This window comes from Calothrix sp. FACHB-168 (assembly GCF_963889195.1).
Taxonomy (GTDB): domain Bacteria; phylum Cyanobacteriota; class Cyanobacteriia; order Cyanobacteriales; family Nostocaceae; genus Aulosira; species Aulosira anomala_A.
The window spans coordinates 21,505-41,365 of record NZ_CAWPNJ010000045.1 but is presented as its reverse complement, the minus strand read 5'-3'; the positions used below and the strand labels follow the sequence as shown (position 1 = coordinate 41,365).

The following is a 19,861-nucleotide window of genomic DNA, read 5'->3' as shown; positions in this document are numbered from 1 at the left end:
TCATCTGGAATTAGAGCGATCGCCTCAGAATAAATATGCATAAAATTAAAATTCTTGCTTGTGGTTTACTTTATCTATCTTTTGGTAGTTTAAGTTATGCCTCTGAGGTGGTATATTCTGTTTCTTCAAGAGAAATTACTACAGAAGAAATTCCGCAAACGCGATCTCCTGTTAGTAATAAAGCAAAAGATTTGCAGCCTGAATTACTACTTTCTATTCCAGAAAAAACATTAGAGGAACTTCTACAAAAGCGGGCACTTGATGGCGATTTTAGCGAAATATTACCAACAAAAGTGAGACTTTCCCCATTACAAGCACCGCCAACTCAATTGCATAACTTGGAAACTGGTAACCAATTGCGACAGGGTGATGTTCAGATAGAAGGCGGTTTTTTACAAGTTCTACCAACAGATGATTCTATTTCAGGTACAGGTTTACAAACCTATCAGCTAAATATTGATTGGGGAATTACTGATAACTTACAACTAGGTTTTACAGGCGATATTTTTGATGATTATCTGAAATGTCCAGTTAGAAGTGAATGCCCTTACTTTACTACTGTCAGTTATGGCACTAAGGTAAAATATCAAATTGTGAGAAATAATCGCTGGGCTGTAGGTGTTGCAGGTACAGTTCAGTTATTACATATATCGTCAAATACTGGAGTTTTTAATAATAGTCCCAAACAAGCATTTTTTGTTGCCAGACCAGTTGGTGCTTTGCAGTTACCAATCACTTATAAAGCTTCACCTAATTTGCAATTACACCTCACACCTGGAGTCGTTTTCTTTCCAGATAAAGTTGCGGGAGGAGATTTTTTTGGGACATTTTTTAATATTGGTACGGGGTTTAGTTGGCAAACATCCCAACGAGTAAATTTATTTGCAAATATTCAAACTCCTTTGGGGCCTGGTGGTAATACTTTTATTGCTAAAAATCGTTCAATTACTAGCAAATTACTCTGGACTGTCGGGATAGATTACGCTCTCAATCCCAGAATGGGAGCAGAGGTTTATGCTACTAACAGTTATGGCGCAACACCGACTACAGGCTTGTTAAGCTTTATTCCTGATGGCGAAGATTTATTATTAGGAGTTCGCTTCAAACACGCCATTGATTTTGGACAAGGGTATGCAGCTAATTTTACTAATAGTCCCCCAATATCGCTCTCTTATCGCAACCGCTCTTTACTATTTGATGGGTTGACACTTTCCAGCGCTAACACCCTACCAAGCGGACATTTCCAATTTAGAGGAGGGTTGGGTACAGGTGGTAGTTCTAGTTTTGCTCTAGCTTTTGGTTTAACCGATGATTCACAACTAGAACTGACTGTAGATCAATTTGCGTCAAGCGATCGCTTTTCTGAACAAGATATATCCGGGCCGGGAGTGAAAATTGGCGGTGCAATGAAACTCAAGTTTTTAGATCAAATCCGGGGCGATGGGCTTACCCTCAGTCTGAAACTGGCTGGAATTAGTGAGACAGAGTTGCAAGGAGGTGGTATCAACGGAACTTTGTACGTAGAGTTACCGATAGCTTATCAAATTAATTCCCAAACAGCTTTATCGATTAATCCTAAAGCAGCACTTTTTGGAGACACGGAGCGTATAGGCTTAGGTATAGGAGTTAACCAAGCAATTGGGGATAATTTGCAATTGATTGGCGAATATACCCCCGTTTTAGATGGCAAAAGAAGTACTTGGAGTACAGGCTTGCGCTTTTTACCTAGTTCTGGCTTTGGCTTAGATTTATTTGCAGGTAATGCAATCGGGCAAAGTGGCTTAGGTACCTTAACGGCAGAACCTGACGGTACTAATTTTGGTTTCAGTATTAATTGGGGGATTTAATAATTGGGCATGGGGCATTGGGCATGGGGCATTGGGCAGAGGCAGAGACGCGATTAATCGCGTCTCTACAATTGTTTCCAACTAACCGCGATGATTATTTACCCCTGGTATCTCCTGTCCATCTGCAACAATAGATTTGATGCCTTCTAAAGTGGCAGGAATAGTGCGGGGATCGATAAACATAACTTTGCTGCTATCGCTTTTACCGATTGTTGTCCCCATATCTAAATAACCTAAGGCAAATAGAACTTCCAGGGCTTTTTGGGCTTCGGGGTTGGTTTTGATTTTTTGGGCAATAATGTCTGCGGATTCAGCGATCGCTTGGGCTTTGAGAACTTGCTGCTGACGTTCGGCTTGTGCTTTCAAAACAATTGCTTTTTGTTCAGCTTCAGCTTGCAAAATCACCGATTTTTGACGGGCTTCTGCGTCGAGAACTTGGGCTTCGGCTTTACCTCTGGCACTATTTACTGCTGATTCGCGATCGCCTTCTGAGGTTAAAATAGATGCTCGTTTTTTCCGTTCTGCTGACATCTGTAATTCCATCGATTCCTGCACTGCTTTTGATGGAATCAAATCTCGCAGTTCTACCCGCGTTACTTTCACACCCCAAGGATCGGTAGCAATATCCAAATCCCGCAAGAGAAGTTCATTAATTTGCGCACGAGCAGTAAAGGTTTCATCTAACTCTAATTGTCCCATTTCCGAACGAATTTGAGTTAGTACTAAATTCACCATTGCTGATTGGAGATTTTCTACTTTGTAATAAGCTTTCTCCATATCCATGATCCGCCAGTAAACTACAGCATCTACAGTGATAGAAACGTTATCACGGGTAATACATTGTTGTGGCGGAATATCTAAAACTTTTTCCCGAATCGTTTGTTTATAGACAATTTTATCTAGAAAAGGGGTTACTATATTCAGCCCTGGTTCTAGCTTTTTGTTATAGCTACCCAATCGTTCCACCAAAGCCTCATCGCCTTGATTAATTACCCTCACAGACCCTGCTAAAGCAGAACCACCAAGCGCTAAAAATACTAGCAAAAAGAACTGTTCCATTGTAATTCTCCTAAATTTTTATTATTGAAAATAATTAATTCAGAGATAAAAAGGGCGAAGCAAGAAGACCAAGTAAAATAACTATGGACTATTGACCATTGACCATTGACTAAGAATGCAACAAATTTTCCGGCATCACAATTAAGGTTGTGCCTTCTCTACGAACGATATAAACTCTTTGATGGGATGAGATGCTGAGTTTGTCATCATCACATCTTGCTTGCCAAGAATTTCCTTCGTATAATACTCGCCCTGTTTTTCCTGCCGGAATTTCTGTTAAAGTTTCAGCTGTAATTGCATTTTGAATTTTTGTGTTGCGTCGTCGCGGTTGCACAAATCGGCGGGAACCGAAAACTAGTAATGTAGACAAAAACAGCCAAGCTATAACTTGCAGCCACACACTACTTAAAACAAACCGAGATAGTAGCGCCACGATAAAGGCGCTAATTCCCATCATGAAAGCGACAAAAGCAGACGGTAAAAACAGTTCCATTAAACATAAAACTGCTCCCGCCAGGAGCCAGATTACGGTATAACTTGGCATAGCGCCATCCTAGACACTACATTTATGTAAATCTCTTTCTCCTAACTAGATCCACCCTCTGGCTTAGTGTTTACGGAAAGCTAAATATGGTATTTTAACCATCAATTTTGATGAATTTCAGTAACAAGTTGTAGCCAAGGGTACACAAAAACAGTCTATTCTAGCCTTCGAGTATTTGCCAGGTATATTTAATCGAAATTAATGTGATGAAATTAATGAGTTTATGATTACTACCGAACGGATCGTTTATTGCATCAATCCAGACTGTACAAACCCGGTTAATCCTTTGAATAATCGTGTTTGTGCCAATTGCCAAACGGCCTTAGTGCATCGCTATCTGTGGGCTACTGGTGCATCAGCCGCAAAAATTGCCCCTGGTACAACTGTAGCAAATCGATATGAGGTAATTACTCATCAAATTTGGTTAGATACACAACCAGGGCTACTACCAGAGATTCCCACAGAATTACCACAGGCTGTGATTCCTTATCTTCGATTATATTATGAGCGATCGCACTTGCCCCAAGCTTACGGTTATGTACGCGCGGCTGAGGGTAGCGGTGATGAGATTCTCTTGCTAGAAAATGTTCCCATAGCTGAGAATGGTAAACTTTACCCAGCGATCGCAAATGTTTGGGAACAATCCACGGCGGTTAGACAAGTTTACTGGTTATGGCAAATTCTCCAACTTTGGCAACCTTTATTAGAACAAGGTGTAGCCAGCAGTTTACTCATGTCTAACAACCTGCGGGTACAAGGTTGGTGCGTGCGGCTTTTGGAACTGCACCAGACTACACAAAGCTTGAGTTTAAAAGATTTGGGTGAATCTTGGCAGCCTTTACTCAATTCTGCTAAAACTGCGATCGCGTCAGGTTTACAAAATATCATCAAGCAGATGTTTACCCCAGAAGTTGAGTTTGAAACAATTGCCAATCAACTCAACACCTTGTTACTCTCATCTGCAGCAGATTTACCATTAAATTTGGAACTAGCAGGCGCAACCGATGCGGGAATCGTCATGACGCGCAATGAAGATGCTTGCTTCCCAGCGAATTCTGACGATCTCAAAGATCCATTAATCCCCCATTTATCAATTGTTTGTGATGGTATTGGCGGACATCAAGGCGGTGAAGTAGCTAGTCAATTAGCAGTACAGTCAATAAAATTGCAGGTTCGTGCCTTATTTTCTGAGTTAACCACACAAACTGAACTCACTACCCCCGATTTGTGGATAGATCAATTAGAAGCTAGCCTGCGGGTAGTGAATAACGTCATTTGTGCCAGTAACGACTCCGAAAATCGCCAAGGTAGAGAACGCATGGCGACAACCTTAGTAATGGCGTTACAAATACCCCAAAGAATCCCCGCCAAATCGACTAAGGGATCGGCGACTACCCATGAACTTTACTTAGCTAGTGTGGGCAATAGCCGTGCTTATTGGATTACACCAAATTACTGTCAACTACTCACAGTAGATGATGATGTTGCCGCGCGAGAAGTGCGTCACGCCCGCAATTTTTATCGTCAAGCCTTAATGCGATCGGATGCAACCGCCCTAACTCAAGCCTTGGGAACCAGAGATGCAGACGCTCTGCGGGTGCAAATCAAGCGGTTTATCTTAGAAGAAGATGGCATATTATTGTTGTGTTCTGATGGCTTAAGTGACCATGACTGGGTTGAACAATCATGGCGAAATTTCGCCTTAAAAGTGCTGAACAAGCAATTAGATATCGAAGATGCTGTACAGCGTTGGATTAAATTTGCCAATCAGAAAAATGGCTATGATAATACATCAATAGTTATGACTCTGTGCAATGTATCGCGCGAATACTACGTTTCTTTAACTTACGCACAGCCTCAAGTAGAAATTATTGAAATAGAAACGCCAGAAGACTACTCTTTAGAGGAAAGTTCGCCCGTACTCATAGATTTGGATATTACCCCAGAACCAGAACTAACCCCAGTTCAACAACCAAGGCGACGTAAATCTTTAGTCATCATTGGGGCATTATTGATAGTTTTGGGTAGTGCCACATTAGGATTATTACTGTGGTGGCAACTTCAGCCCCAATCCTTCCAACAAATGTGTCGCCAACTTCCCCCAGGATTGCAGTCTCTATGTTCTTCAAATAATGAATAGGGCATTGGGCAATTCAATTTTGGATTTTGGATTTGCGATTTTGGATTGGGTTTGAATCTAAAATCTAAAATCTAAAATCTAAAATTCCTTGTCCCCCTTCCCCTCCCGCGTCCCTAATGCAACAACAACGCGGCTTGCGGGGAAAGTGTCATCTTGTTGTAAAATTGAACTTGGCGTGAAACCGCGCTATCAGAGCTAAAACGGGTTTTTCTAGCCCGTGAGGCCGCTCATCCTCAAACAAAGCGCCTCTGAGACACCTCTAAAAGTGGACAAGTGCAGTGAGGAATCAATGATGGTAGGGGTTTTTCTAACCATCAGCCAGCCATATTGGTAAACCCTATCTTAAACAAACTCATTGTAAGAGTTTGTTTAACTATGGGAAGATAAAAAGTTAATTGACAGTCAAAGGATTAGACCTGTTGCTAAAACGCTAGGTAAATCTAGTGTTATGAATCGATTAGCTACAAAGCCTGCACGGGCAGGCTTTGTTCGTATAGCAGTTACGAATGCACTCAACAGCCAGTCTGTGCGGATGAGATGCGCAGCGTGACTGTTAACAGCAGTCTATTTTTCAAAAAAGCAAGTTCAGTGAGGGACGGCTGTGGAGATAGTTGTGGACAAGGAAAAGCTAGGTGTAAACGTTGTTATGAAAGTTGGCGATCGCGTTCGTGTTAAAGAGTCGGTAGTAGTTTACCATCATCCTGAACATCGCGGTCAGGCTTTTGACCTCAAAGGCTCAGAAGGCGAAATTTCAGCTATTGTTACCGAATGGCAAGGTAGACCTGTAAGTGCTAATTTGCCATTGTTAGTTCAGTTTAGTAAAAAGTTTAAAGCCCATCTCCGTGACAATGAATTAGAAATCATCTAATTTCTTTAAGAGCGGCGAAACCAGCGTAGAATATTTAGTTCGCCGCGCATTTTTTCTAGTTCTTGTCGATGACGGATTGCTGTTGTGTAATACCAATCACAATGCTGCCGAAATTCCGAGCGCTCCCTAACTTCATGGTAAAACTGGTGAGTTGTCTGATAAGTGGCAAAAGTTTCGTCAACTTCGCTGGGCGTTGCGGGGACAATATAAGGTAAATTTTTAGACATAATGTCAGGAAGTGCTGAGTCCTGAGAAATTTAAAATTAAAACTCTGTAACTACTGAAATTATAGCGATTGCAAATTGAACTTCTCAAAATACCTATAGTATTTACTCAGGTTACAGCCAACCGCGCAAGCTATAGATAAAAAGACCAACGTATTCTTTTAAAGCCCTGGTAAATTTGTCTAAATTGTCGCTATCAGGTAATAAATTGAGGATAGCGGCTTTGGGGCTACTTCCCAATTCTTGCATTTCGCCACGAGTGACGAGAAAATCGGTAGGTGCAGGAATCGCTGCAATTCCTTGACGCTGGAAAATTTTCAGCGATCGCGGCATGTGCATTGCCGAAGTGATTAATAATACTTGATTAATATTGCGAGATTGTAAAATCTGCTTGACATTTACAGCATTTTGATATGTATTCAGCGAATCAGGTTCTTGAACGATCGCCTCAGCAGGTATACCCAGGGAGGTGAGAATATTGGACATATCTGCTGATTCAGAATCACCGCTACCACGCCAATCGATTCTCCCGCCACTGAGGATGATTAAAGGTGCTTTTTGCTGACGATAGAGTTGAGCAGCATAAATTACGCGATCGCCTTGTTCGCTTAAATCCGCACCAGGACGCGGCCAAAAAGCCGATTTAGTCGCACCACCCAAGACTACAATTGCTTGTGCCTGAGGTATTTGGCTAGTTGCAGTATTTTGCCATTCGAGCGATCGCACCAACCATTGAGAAACCCAAGCATTACTGCAAAATAACAATAAAATTAAAGCCACAGCTATAGCAACAGCTGCGGTGCGTGGTCGTTTCCATAAGGTAATCAAAGCTACCACCAAACTAATCGCAGCCAATCCCAAAGGATAGAAAAATAGCGGTAGTAACTTAGAAAGATATAAAAACATAATAGAGGCTAGAGGCTAGGGGCTAGGATAACAATTGTACAGACGCGATTCATCGCGTCTCTGACCAATCACGCGATTCATCGCGTCTCTGAGCAATCTTACCTTTGCCAAAATCTCAAATTGATACCCCCGCCAGGTGTGCGACGGAACCGCCGAGTAGCTTTCCGTCTGCGCTTAACAGTACCTCTAGTGCTTGTTTGTTCCTCATCCTCCTCTTCAGTTGAATCAATTGGTAGTTGAGTTCGAGATTCTTCTGTACTTTTCCACCAAGCAATCATCCAGCCCCCACCAATGGCACCTAAAGCACCCAAGATAATACTCATGTGTGCTGGATATCCTAACCAGCTAAAGCCGATTAAGAACAACAACCAATATTTCAAGGCTGCATCAATACCTTCGGAAGAGTCTACAGACTGAGTTTGGGCACTATTTTTACCTGCGGCTGTAATCCAACCTAAGGTGAAAGCGCCGATAATTCCTAAAAAGATGCTCAGGGCTAATGAAGACCCTGTCATGGATAATACAATGGTTAAAATTACCCCAAATATCAGCTGCGATAAGAAACTAGACGAAAGATTCAAAAATTCTTTTTTCTGTGCCATGACATCAACAAGCCTATTAGCTAGTGATTAGTGTTAATTGTGCCTCTAGTGGCTGAGTTGTATCCCAAATCTTAACGTAGGGTTTTTCCGCATCCGTGAATTGTTCAAATTGTTTAAGCTGAGAAGCCAATAAATCAACAGTAGCATCAGCAATATCCCCAGTCCGGTTATGCAAACGCTCTTGTACAACTTCTAGAGGCGCTGTACATTGTACGATTTGTAGGGGTATTTGATGGTTATTAGCTTGCTCAATTGCGGCTTGGCGTAAATCTTGTCGGTCATACTTAGCATCCAAAATTACGGAAAAACCTTGATTAGCCAGTATAATTCCTAATTCCAACAGTCGAGCATAAGTTTTTTGGGTCATTTCTGGTGTATAGATTTCATCTCCACCCCGTTCTAATAAGGGAATTCCGGCTAAGTGTTTACGCGCTGCGTCGGAACGAATATGAATTGCACCTAGTTGACGAGCTAAATATCGCGCTGTCGTACTTTTACCAGAACCAGATAAACCAGACATTAAAATTAGTTGTCCTTGTTTGGGTTTAGTGTAATTCCAAGCAAGGGTATAATATTTAGCTGCGGTTTTTGCGGCTTCTTCCTTAACGGCTGCGGGTACACCAGGATCGTCTAATAAAAATGAAGTTACTTTTGCTCTGACGTATGACTGACGGATTAAATATATAGGTAAAATTTGTAACCCTTCCCAATCGCCAGTTTGCTCTACATAAGTATTTAAATAAGCGTTACTCAAGTCTGGACGCTGTTGTGCTTCTAAATCCATCACCGCATAAGCGATATCAAACATGACATCGACAAAGCGAAACGATTCATTAAATTCAATGCAATCGAATAGCATGATTTTGTCATGCCATAGAGCAATATTTCTTAAATGTAAATCTCCATGACATTCGCGGATATAGTTATTTTGGATTCTATTGGCAAATAATTCGCCGCGTTCTGCAAAAAAACGCTCAGTATATGCTTTAGTTTCGTCAAATTGTAGCTGAGTCTGAGGCCCGCCGATATATTTGTCGGTTTGCTCATAATTTTCGTCAAAAGCCTCGCGAACTTTTGGTACTTCCCCAAAACTGCGGATATAATCATTGGTTTCAGTTTTGGCATGATATTGGGCGACAACTTTGCCTAATTCCTCAAAATCTGCTTCATTTAACTTACCTTGGGCAAATAAACTGCTTAATAAAGCTTCTTGAGGAAATTGGCGCATTTTCAGCACATATTCTACAGCTTCCCCAGTTCCGCCAAGATGGTATTGTTCGCCAATTTGAGTTATGGGTAAAACTTCTAAATACAGTTCTCCAGCACCGCGCTGATTTAACCGCAATTCTTCATTACAAAAATGTTGCCGCTTTTCTAAGGTGGAATAGTCTAAAAAGCCAAAATTTACAGGTTTTTTCACTTTATAAACATAATCGCCTGTCAGAAGTACATAAGAACCATGAGTTTGAATCAGTTCAATTGGTTCTACGACTGCATGGGGATAAAACCCAGGCTGCAACATTTGCTGAATCAAGGCGGGAATAGTCGCTTCTGTCATAATTTCTGATTTAGATGGAATAACCGTTGATGAATACAAATAAATGCTGATAATTATCTCAAATCATGAGCATTGATCGGCATGGATAATTTTGACTCTCGATATTGGGGAATACCAAAAAATAAATATACCCCTACAATTGGCAAATGTAGAAATAATACCAATTTAAAGAATGATCGCTACAAATGTAGGTTGGGTTGAGGAACGAAACCCAACAACCCAAAGCCTTGTATCTGTTGGGTTTCACTTCGTTCAACCCAACCTACGGGACATCCAATTTTTTAAATCCCCAATCAATTTGTAGTGCGAGCATCTTGCTCGCTTTAGAACAACAGCGAGCAAGATGCTCGCACTACGGAATATGGGTAATTTATTTTTTGTAAGTCCCTACGCATCTGTCGGATTCTTTTTTTTAATTGGTATAAGATTTTTTGTATTTGTAAATTAGTGACCGTTGATAGCTTAACAAAAAACCAGGGTGTTACCCCTGGCGCGATCGCTAATTATTTCCAACTTGAGTTTTAATTCAGTGGAATTAAGCTTTAGCAGCAAAAAAGCTGATGTGGTAAGTTGTGCCTTTTGCTGGATGAGACTGAACTTCTCTGATTACGGTTTTACCAGTCCATTCAATTTCGGGAATGCTGAGTTCAACTTGTGTTTTGTTGACAGCAGCTTGCTTGAGCAGACGCTCAACTGCTTTAGCATCAAGTACGAGAGAAATTGATTCAGCACCATTGTGTCCGTACAAATTGGCGGGGATTAATCCAGAACGGCGCAAAGCGTTGGGTTTGCTACCTTCTGGGCGCTTTTTCGATTCGAGTGTGATAGCCATACAAAATACAAATTGTTAGTTGTCATTGGTCATTGGTCATTTGTCATTTGTCATTTGTCAATGACTGATGACTCTGGAGATTTCCCAGAAAATAATTCTACCAATCGTGATTGTACACTTAGACTTAGCAGCCTTTGATTTAGCACCCTGAGCGGAGTCGAAAGGTGCTGTTTTAGCTAAACAAAGCCGAAGCCAAACGCCTGATATATCTTTTTCTGTGAAATCGCCTAATAACTAGCGCTAGGCGCTAATTAAGGATACAGGTGTGCCGTCAGGATGTAACAAAGCACGCTTAGGCCCGTGAATTGGGTCTTCAACAATTATGGTTTGATCGCGGCTAGCTCCTAAGGAGACGATCGCGATCGGGACTTCCATCAATTCGGCTAAGAATTTCAGATAGTCCAATGCTTGCTTGGGCAAGTCTTCCAAGGTGCGGCAATGACTAGTGGATACTTGCCAGCCTGGTAAGGTTTTGTAGATGGGACGACAGCGCGCGAATTGACGGGAACTGGTGGGGAAGTGTTCGCAGCGTTCGCCGTCAATTTCATAGGCGACACAAACGTTGATTTCCTCTAGTTCATCGAGGACATCTAGTTTGGTAATGGCGATACAGTCCATACCGTTAATACGGACAGCGTAGCGCCCAATTACAGCATCAAACCAACCGCAGCGACGCTTTCTGCCGGTAGTTGTACCAAATTCGGCACCGCGATCGCACAACAATTCGCCTAATTCACCTTGTAGTTCGGTTGGAAAAGGCCCTTCTCCAACTCGCGTTGTGTAGGCTTTCGACACCCCAATTACCCGGTCAATCATTGTCGGCCCTAATCCCGTACCAACGCAAGCCCCCCCGGCTACTGGATTGGAGGAGGTAACGTAAGGATAAGTACCGTGATCTAAGTCTAGGAGTGTTCCTTGTGCGCCTTCAAACAAAATATTTCGCCGCCGTTGAATCGCATCATAAATTTTGAGCGAACTGTCAACAACGTAAGGACGTAAGCGTTCTGCATACCCCAGATATTCTTGAATTACTTCTTCTGGGTTCAGGGGTGGCAGGTTATAAAGCTTTTCTAATATTGCGTTTTTATAATTAATCGTCCACTCTAACTGATCGCGTAGCTCTTGCGGGTTCATCAAGTCTAAAACCCGAATACCCGTGCGCTCAGATTTGTCAGCATAGGTGGGGCCAATGCCTCTGCCAGTAGTGCCGATTTTATGGCTTCCTCGCCGCTCTTCCGATGCCTGATCGATCAATCGATGATAAGGCATGGTCACGTGGGCTGTCTCAGAAATTAGCAGATTTTTCGTAGAAACATTTAAGCTTTCTAGCTGATCGAGTTCTGCTATCAAAACCTTCGGGTCGATAACTGTACCACAGCCGATAATACATTCGGTATCTGGATACAAAATACCAGAAGGAATCAAATGTAGTTTAAAGGTCTGCTCTTTGACTACAATTGTATGCCCAGCATTGACGCCCCCTTGATAACGGACAACAACATCTGCGGAGCGGCTGAGTAAGTCTGTTATTTTACCTTTTCCTTCATCGCCCCACTGGGCACCTATGACAATGACGTTAGCCAAGCTTTTATATTATAGGTAAAGTTTTCACAAACAATCATTATCAACATGATATGTAATTCATGTCAAGCAGATGCAAGAATTTTTATAAATACCTATTAATAGGTGACTTAGTTGTTGATGGTTGATTGGGAATAGAGATTTTGTTAACTACTTGTACTCGAAATCGGAGTTGAATTATTTTTTTGCCAAAATTAAGCACATGGCAGTAAATTATTGCTTGGTTAGTGTAATTTTTAACTCAAATTGTTGACAACTGTATTTATTGCATATTTTTTAAATTTTTATTGGTAACAATTCAGCGACTCAAATATTGTGTATAGCAATTTTTACAAGCTAAATATAGTTATTGCAAAGTAATCTTTGGTAAAGAGTAATTTTTGTTAAATAAACATCTTTTTGTGCATAAATGTAGCTAAAATGTCATTTTTTAGAGACATAAAGTTGCTATGTAAATTATTCTTAGCTTGGAAAAGGAACTTTTTGAGTAAATTTTGGGTCTCCAAATTACCTTAAATTGTTATAGTTAAGAATTTCTCTGAATATTAACTATATGAGTGTATTTCTTGGTGATACAAGAGATTCTCCTGTATTACTACTGTTGCCTGTAAGGTTGACTTATGGTAATTATTTGGTCTTCTTGAATTTTAACTAATAGGTGATATCTGCCACATAAAGAGCGATCGCATGATGAAATGGTCTGTTATTCAAAAGCTGAGAGCATTATTTATTTTAGTTTTGGCAGTTTTATTTACTAATGCTGTAGTTTCCTATAGCACCACTATGAGTCTGATACAGAATCAGCAATGGGCCATATCATCTCAGGAAGTTATTACACAATTTTCAACTCTCAATTCCAGCTTTCAAAATGCGGAAATTACACAGCGTAAATACCTACTCACTGCAAATCCTGATGATTTAGCTATTTATCTGCAAGCCAGACAAAAAATTGCGAAAAATCTGGAAATTCTCCAGCAGTTAAACCAGCCTGGGAGAAATCAGCAGTTAATTTCCTTACTAACCGAAAAAATCACCCAAAAACTCAACATTCTCCAAAGAGAAATTTCTATTGCTCAAAATCAAGGTGGGAATGCTGTAAAAACTTTAGTTTTATCTGATGAAAAGCAAAATCTGAATTTAGAGATTCAACAGCTAATTGACAAACATATAGCGACCGAAAAAAATCAATTACAACAGCATAGTCAAAAATTACAAGCTACTACCAACAAGTCGATTACGATATTTTTATTAGCAACTTTTATCGATTTAATTATAGTTGCTTTGCTATATGATTTGTTGTGGCGCTACGTCAACAAATTGCAGCATACAGAACTAGATTTACGCCAAAGTAAAAATCGGCTGCGAGCAATTATAGATGCAGAACCGGAATGTATCAAGTTAATTGCTAGAGATGGTAAATTGCTAGAAATTAATGCTTGCGGATTGGCGATGCTGGAGGTGGAAACGGCTGAAAGCTTGATTGGCAAAGCAATTGATAGCGCGATCGCACCTGAATACAGAGAAGCTTTTACTGATTTACATAAACGTGTTTGTCAAGGAGAAAAGGGAACTTTAGAGTATGAAATTGTCGGGTTTAAAGGTACTCGTCGCTGGTTGGAAACTCATGCAGTTCCCCTATTGAATGAAATTGACGGGACATTTTTACATCTGGCGGTGACGCGAGATATTACTCAGCGCCAGCAAGCACAGCAAAAAATTAGCGAACAAGCCGCACTTTTAGATGTGGCTACAGATGCAATTTTAGTGAGAAATATCCACAATCAAATATTATTTTGGAATCAAGGTGCAGAAAGGCTCTACGGTTGGAAACAAGAGGAAGTTCTAGGTCAAAATGTAGTTGATATTTTGTATAGAAATACTTCGCCACAGCTACAAGATGCATTTTTTCAAGTTATCCACAAAGGTGAATGGCGGGGTGAATTACAGCAACTGACAAAAAATGGTGCAGAAGTTATCGTAGAAAGCCGTTGGACATTGATGCGGGATGAGAAAAATCAGCCAAAATCCATCCTTAGTGTTAGTACAGAAATCACAGAGAAAAAACAACTAGAAGCGCAGCTTTTGCGATCGCAACGTTTAGAAAGTATCGGGACTCTCGCTGGAGGAATTGCTCACGACTTGAATAATGTCCTCGCGCCCGTGTTAATGTCAGTTGAGTTATTACAGATGAAATTGCACGACCAACAGAGTCAAAGGGTACTGCAAACTCTGGAAAATAATGTCAAGCGCGGTGCTAATTTGCTCAAGCAAGTTTTATCTTTTGCACGAGGTATTGAAGGTAAGCGCACCATTGTGCAAATTAGGCATTTAATATCAGAAATTGAGCAAATTGTCAATCAAACCTTTCCTAAATCTATTACTTGCAATGTAGAGATATCAGAAAACCTCTGGTATGTATCGGGAAATATCACCCAACTGCATCAGGTTTTCATGAACTTGGTAGTTAATGCTCGCGATGCTATGCCCAAGGGCGGAATATTAAAAATTTTACTAGAAAATGTCGTAATTACAGATAATAGTCACCTTCAAACAGGTTCCTACGTAGTTATTTCTGTCATGGATACAGGCGTAGGGATATCGCCAGAAATCCGAGAGCGAATTTTTGAACCCTTTTTTACTACCAAAGATTTAGGTAAAGGTACAGGCTTAGGACTTTCCACCGCATTAGGTATTATTAAAAATCACGGTGGCTTTGTGCATGTAGATAGTGAAATTGGCAAAGGTACTACATTTAAAGTTTACTTACCTGCGGTAGGCGATGCCTACGGCAACCTCAAAGAGGAACGCACTCCTCAAGTCCAGATAAAAGAATTGGATACAACTGCGGGTAATGGCGAATTAATCTTGCTAGTAGATGATGAAGCCGGAATTCGGGAAATTACCAAATCATCCTTAGAAACATATAATTATCGAGTTTTAACTGCCAGTAACGGTGAAGAAGCTGTAGCAATTTACGCTCAGTACCAGCAGCAAATAGATATAGTATTGCTAGATATGATGATGCCAGCAATGGATGGTGCGATCGCAATCCGCCAACTCAAAGCAATAAATCCCCACATCAAAATCATTGTTATGAGCGGACTATTATCAAATCACAATAAAAGAGAAATAGCTAAGATGGGTGTCAGAGCATTTCTATCCAAACCCTGCACCGTCAACGAATTATTACAAGCCATTAATGCCATTAACATTCCTCATTGAGCATAAAAATACTCATCGCCACCCTCAATAAATTGTAGAGACGCGATTAATCGCGTCTCTAATGCCCAATGTCATAAATTAACAATACCTTTACGAATATTCCTACAGACAAAGATTTTTTTTCGCTATCCTATTGTTAAGATTATTAAAATTTCTCCGGAAAACACCACTATGGCTTTATACGCTGAATTGCATCGGCATTTGGGCGGTTCGGTAGTACCTCGTGTGTTATGGCGATATTTCGAGAGACATGCATCAGAGTTAATTTCCCGATTTGCTGATTATCCAGAATTTGAAGACTTTTATACTAGACCGCGCAACACCCTAGATGAGTATTTAGAATTGCATACCCTAGTAGAAAGCGTACAGACTGTAGAAACATTACCTTACTTTATTTATCGCCTGTTACGGGGTGCTTATATATTTGAGAATTTGGCTTATTTAGAACTGCGCTACACTCCCTATCTCCGCACGCCAGAACATCTAAATCAATCCGCCAGAATTGATAAGATGGCAGAAATTGTTGCGGTTGTAGGGCGTGCTAGTCAGATAGAAGAATATCCCATTGTCACTAGCCAAATTCTTTGTATGCACTCGCGCCTACCCTATGAAGTCAATAAAGCAATTGTTGACTTAGCGGCGCAAAACAAACAGTATGTCTGTGGTGTAGATATTGCTGGCGGTGATAGCTACTATGCCGAGCGCATGGAAGAATGGATTAGCCTGTATGAATATGCTTGTTCTCTAGGGATTAACACTACAGGACATCTTTACGAAACCACAGCCGGTTGTTACACAGAACTTTTACCATATCTCAAACGGATTGGTCACGGAATCCAAATACCTTTACTGCATCCTGAGTTGCTACCATCTGTCGCTCAAAGGGGACAATGTTTAGAAGTTTGTCCCACAACTTACCTCAAAACTGGAACTTTACAAGATATACGTCAACTAAAGTTAGTTTTTGACCGTTGTTTTGAAACTGGGGTAGATATTGCCATCTGTACTGATAACGCCGGGTTGCATAATGTACGTCTGCCATTTGAGTATGAGAATCTTTTGACATACGACATTATTAACTTTAAACAGTTGCAAGCTTGTCAAGATGCGGCGTTTCGTCATGCTTTTGCATGGCCTCATAGCGAACGTCCTGCATCATTATTAAATGGATTGTTAAAGCCTGAATTACCCAAAGTTTTAGCAATGAGAGAGTAAAGTTGCGTTATATTCGCCCTCACCCTATAAGGGTGGGGCTACATAAACAAAGCCTACCTTCGTAGGCTAATTAAGCGTATCTTCATCCAGAAACGTTATTAGGACTGAATTCCTTATTTGCGAACTAAATTCCTCACTACAAACCTTTAATTTGAAAAAAGAAGGCGACAGATGTTAGGGGCATGGCATTGCCATGCCCTTTAGAATATATTGATGTGCCGCAAACATTATTTAAATTGGTATTACTTAGAGGGATCGAATAATTTTGTGATTTAATATCGAAAAAAAATTGTACTGTACAATGTACAGTACACAGAAACCAAACAATATTAACAAATAATAATTAAGCTGCCGGGCCTTCTGTAGCGCCGCCAGCAGCTTTCCAGCCAGCAAGACCACCTAGAATAGCAGAAACTTCTGCAAACCCAGCCGCTTTGAGTGCTTGAGTAGCATTAGCTGATTGTTGATCGTCAGATCCATAAACATAGATATGACGTTCTGTATGCAAAGAAGTTTTAGCTCTTTGCGCTAGTTCACTCAAAGGGATGGGTATTGCGCCGCTAATATGGCCTTGATTGTAAGTTAGGCGATCGCGTACATCAATAATGGTTAAAGCTGGGTGTCCCCATTCTAGACGCAGCTTTAAATCGTGGGCATCCGTGGCTAAAGTGTTACTCATCGGCATTTTCCGCTTATAAGCTTATAACCTTAAAAGCAATCTATCAAAAATCTAATTTCAATCGACATTTCTTTACAATTAATAAAAATTCTTTGAAAGTAGTAATCAAAATTGCATATTCTATTCAGTGGTTGGCTATTCGCCTACACTGTAATTTATGACATCTACTATTCACGCTTTACCAACAGAAGTAGTATATCTAATTACCGCCGGAGAGGTAATTGACTCTTTGGCTGCTGTCGTGCGCGAATTGGTAGAAAATTCCTTAGATGCAGGCGCAACGCGAATTGTCGTTTCTTTATGGCCGCAACAGTGGCGAGTTACCGTAGCCGATAATGGTTGCGGAATGAACTTAGAAGACTTGGAAAAAGCCGCTACTACACATAGCACCAGTAAGATTTATAGTAGTGCAGACTTATGGAAAATTAGCAGCTTAGGTTTCCGTGGGGAAGCACTGCATAGTTTGACCAATTTAGCAAGTTTAGAAATATTAAGTCGTCCCGCAAATGAGAATTTTGGCTGGCGGGTAACTTATAGTGAAGCCGGGAAAGCCCAACGAGTAGAAATTGCCGCGATCGCTCCTGGTACAGTAGTCACAGTCTCCAATTTATTTGCTAATTGTCCAGCTCGGCGTCAGGGTTTACCAGCCCTAGCCCAGCAAATGAAAGCCGTGCAAGCCACAATTCAGCAAATCGCCCTATGTCATCCCCATGTTAACTGGCAGATTCGCCAAAATGACCGTGAATGGTTCGCTATCTATCCGGCGACATCGCTCAAACAATTATTGCCCCAGTTTATCCCCCAAGTTAAAGCAGCCGATTTGCAAGAGGTGAAATTAGCCATACCTCAACCGGAGAATTCCGAACTTTTATTAGTGGTAGGATTGCCAGATCGCTGTCATCGCCATCGTCCAGATTGGGTACGTGTAGCCTTTAACGGGCGAATGGTGAAGTCTCCAGAACTAGAGCAAACGATTTTAACAGCTTTTCATCGCACATTACCACGCGATCGCTATCCAGTCTGTTTATTACATCTGCTCATTGCTCCCGATCAAATTAACTGGAATCGCAACCCCGCAAAAACAGAAATTTATCTCAACGAAGTCAGTTATTGGCAAGAACAAGTCAACCAAGCAATTGAACAAGCCCTCCGCCTCAGTTCAGCTAATATTAAAGAGTCGGTTCATATATCAAGAGTGAGTAAATTACTCAAAGCCGCAGAAGCCAAAGGTGGTTACAATTTTAATCCCAAAAATCCCCCTGAAGGTGATAACAATCAGAACGCAGAAAGCAGTAATCTTTACTCTTTAAAAGCTGTTGCTCAAGTTAGCAATACATATATTGTTGTAGAACATCCTCAAGGACTTTGGTTAGTAGAACAACACATTGCCCATGAAAGAGTTTTATATGAACAATTATGTGATGATTGGCAACTAATTCCTGTTGAACCGGCAATTATTCTTTATCAATTATCCCCAAAACAAGTAGCACAATTACAACGTATAAATTTAGATATAGAACCCTTTGGCGAACAACTTTGGGCAGTCCGAAATATACCTGCAATGTTGCAACAAAGAGAAGATTGTGCTGATGCAATTTTAGAACTAAGTTTAGGCGGCGATTTACAAACAGCCCAAGTAGCAGTTGCTTGTCGCAGCGCTATTCGTAATGGTACACCGATGAGTTTGCCAGAAATGCAAACACTTTTAGATCAATGGCAACGTACTCGTAACCCTCGTACTTGTCCTCATGGCAGACCAATTTATTTATCATTAGAAGAATCTGCCTTAGCAAGATTTTTCCGGCGCAATTGGGTGATTGGCAAGAGTCACGGAATTTGATTTTTAGAACCAAATATTTTTGGTTTATATAGAGAGCGATCGCAAAATCAGCAGACTAAAGTTGATATATCAGGTATGAGCAATTGTAAACTTAAGACAACGCACTCAACCTCATCCTATGGAATGGCAATCTAAAATCACAATTGATCCTAATATCCTTGTTGGTAAACCCATTATCAAAGGTACTCGGCTGGCTGTAGAGTTTATTATAGACCTACTTGCCCAAGGCTGGACAACCGACGAAATTATCCGCAATTACCCAGGTATCACTCTTGAGGATATTCAAGCCTGTCTTAGCTATGCCAGCGCTACCCTCAAAGCCGAAAAAGTCTACGCTTTTCCTACTTAGTCTATGCGTTTTCTTGCCAACGAGAACTTTCCTGCTGATGCTGTAGAAGTCCTACGACAGCAAGGGCATGATGTTGTTTGGATTCGCACCGATGCGCCTGGGATTAGCGATTTTGAGGTGTTGAGTCGCGCCCAAACTGACGATCGCATTCTCCTTACCTTCGACAAAGACTTTGGTGAACTTGCTTTCCGTTCACAGTTACCTGCAACCAGTGGAATTATCCTATTTAGGATTAAAGCTCCTTCTGGCGCAGTTGTCGCGCAAAAAGTTAGGATTGCGATCGCATCCCGAAATGATTGGGCAGGTCATTTCAGCGTAATTGAAGACGATCGCATCCGGATGAGACTTTTATGAAAGTACTGCTATTGATTTCTTATCCTATTTTTGGGAATTAA

At 40.9% G+C, this 19,861-nt stretch carries 17 protein-coding genes; 8 read left to right on the top strand and 9 right to left on the bottom strand.

Annotated elements, in window-relative coordinates:
* Window positions 1-35: 35 nt before the first annotated feature.
* The gene (locus AACW45_RS25730) at window positions 36-1,847 is read left to right on the top strand and encodes a DUF5777 family beta-barrel protein (protein ID WP_190635678.1); all 1,812 of its coding nucleotides are present in this window, start codon (window positions 36-38) and stop codon (window positions 1,845-1,847) included.
* Between the two features lie 81 nt (window positions 1,848-1,928).
* Here the strand turns inward: AACW45_RS25730 and AACW45_RS25725 are convergent, their stop codons facing one another.
* Entirely contained in the window at window positions 1,929-2,906 is a 978-nt protein-coding gene (locus AACW45_RS25725; protein ID WP_190635676.1) for an SPFH domain-containing protein, read from the bottom strand.
* A 109-nt stretch (window positions 2,907-3,015) separates the two neighbouring features.
* The gene (locus tag AACW45_RS25720) at window positions 3,016-3,450 is read right to left on the bottom strand and encodes an NfeD family protein (RefSeq protein ID WP_190635674.1); all 435 of its coding nucleotides are present in this window, start codon (window positions 3,448-3,450) and stop codon (window positions 3,016-3,018) included.
* 223 nt (window positions 3,451-3,673) lie between these two features.
* On the opposite strand from AACW45_RS25720, the gene AACW45_RS25715 reads away from it, so the two are divergent.
* Both AACW45_RS25715 and AACW45_RS25710 read left to right on the top strand, forming a co-directional pair.
* Entirely contained in the window at window positions 3,674-5,590 is a 1,917-nt protein-coding gene (locus AACW45_RS25715; protein ID WP_190635673.1) for a 4-Cys prefix domain-containing protein, read from the top strand.
* Window positions 5,591-6,236: 646 nt separating this feature from the next.
* A complete protein-coding gene (locus tag AACW45_RS25710; RefSeq protein WP_190635731.1) occupies window positions 6,237-6,458 on the top strand; it encodes a ferredoxin-thioredoxin reductase variable chain in 222 nt (73 codons plus the stop codon).
* Window positions 6,459-6,463: 5 nt separating this feature from the next.
* Here the strand turns inward: AACW45_RS25710 and AACW45_RS25705 are convergent, their stop codons facing one another.
* The 6 genes from AACW45_RS25705 to AACW45_RS25680 all read right to left on the bottom strand — a co-directional run bounded on the left by AACW45_RS25705 (window position 6,464) and on the right by AACW45_RS25680 (window position 12,164).
* The gene (locus AACW45_RS25705) at window positions 6,464-6,685 is read right to left on the bottom strand and encodes a hypothetical protein (protein WP_096642910.1); all 222 of its coding nucleotides are present in this window, start codon (window positions 6,683-6,685) and stop codon (window positions 6,464-6,466) included.
* A 111-nt stretch (window positions 6,686-6,796) separates the two neighbouring features.
* Complete coding sequence (locus tag AACW45_RS25700; RefSeq protein ID WP_190635671.1) at window positions 6,797-7,588, bottom strand: YdcF family protein; 792 nt, start codon at window positions 7,586-7,588, stop codon at window positions 6,797-6,799.
* 98 nt (window positions 7,589-7,686) lie between these two features.
* Window positions 7,687-8,103, bottom strand: a complete 417-nt coding sequence (locus AACW45_RS25695; protein WP_373462084.1) for a hypothetical protein — start codon at window positions 8,101-8,103, stop codon at window positions 7,687-7,689.
* Window positions 8,104-8,206: 103 nt separating this feature from the next.
* Window positions 8,207-9,748, bottom strand: a complete 1,542-nt coding sequence (locus AACW45_RS25690; RefSeq protein ID WP_190635667.1) for a bifunctional aminoglycoside phosphotransferase/ATP-binding protein — start codon at window positions 9,746-9,748, stop codon at window positions 8,207-8,209.
* 535 nt (window positions 9,749-10,283) lie between these two features.
* Entirely contained in the window at window positions 10,284-10,580 is a 297-nt protein-coding gene (gene rplY, locus AACW45_RS25685) for a 50S ribosomal protein L25 (protein WP_096642914.1), read from the bottom strand.
* Window positions 10,581-10,820: 240 nt separating this feature from the next.
* Window positions 10,821-12,164, bottom strand: coding sequence for an adenylosuccinate synthase (locus AACW45_RS25680; RefSeq protein WP_190635665.1), 1,344 nt, complete (start codon window positions 12,162-12,164; stop codon window positions 10,821-10,823).
* A 684-nt stretch (window positions 12,165-12,848) separates the two neighbouring features.
* On the opposite strand from AACW45_RS25680, the gene AACW45_RS25675 reads away from it, so the two are divergent.
* Window positions 12,849-15,383, top strand: a complete 2,535-nt coding sequence (locus AACW45_RS25675) for a PAS domain S-box protein (protein ID WP_190635663.1) — start codon at window positions 12,849-12,851, stop codon at window positions 15,381-15,383.
* Between the two features lie 171 nt (window positions 15,384-15,554).
* The gene (locus AACW45_RS25670) at window positions 15,555-16,598 is read left to right on the top strand and encodes an adenosine deaminase (protein ID WP_190635660.1); all 1,044 of its coding nucleotides are present in this window, start codon (window positions 15,555-15,557) and stop codon (window positions 16,596-16,598) included.
* 343 nt (window positions 16,599-16,941) lie between these two features.
* Here the strand turns inward: AACW45_RS25670 and AACW45_RS25665 are convergent, their stop codons facing one another.
* On the bottom strand, window positions 16,942-17,277 hold the full coding sequence (locus AACW45_RS25665; RefSeq protein ID WP_190635658.1) for a rhodanese-like domain-containing protein: 336 nt from the start codon (window positions 17,275-17,277) through the stop codon (window positions 16,942-16,944).
* Between the two features lie 157 nt (window positions 17,278-17,434).
* On the opposite strand from AACW45_RS25665, the gene mutL reads away from it, so the two are divergent.
* From mutL to AACW45_RS25650, 3 genes are all read left to right on the top strand, one after another.
* On the top strand, window positions 17,435-19,117 hold the full coding sequence (gene mutL, locus AACW45_RS25660; RefSeq protein WP_190635656.1) for a DNA mismatch repair endonuclease MutL: 1,683 nt from the start codon (window positions 17,435-17,437) through the stop codon (window positions 19,115-19,117).
* 118 nt (window positions 19,118-19,235) lie between these two features.
* Entirely contained in the window at window positions 19,236-19,466 is a 231-nt protein-coding gene (locus tag AACW45_RS25655) for a DUF433 domain-containing protein (RefSeq protein ID WP_190635655.1), read from the top strand.
* A 3-nt stretch (window positions 19,467-19,469) separates the two neighbouring features.
* Complete coding sequence (locus AACW45_RS25650) at window positions 19,470-19,820, top strand: DUF5615 family PIN-like protein (RefSeq protein ID WP_190635653.1); 351 nt, start codon at window positions 19,470-19,472, stop codon at window positions 19,818-19,820.
* Window positions 19,821-19,861 lie beyond the last annotated feature (41 nt).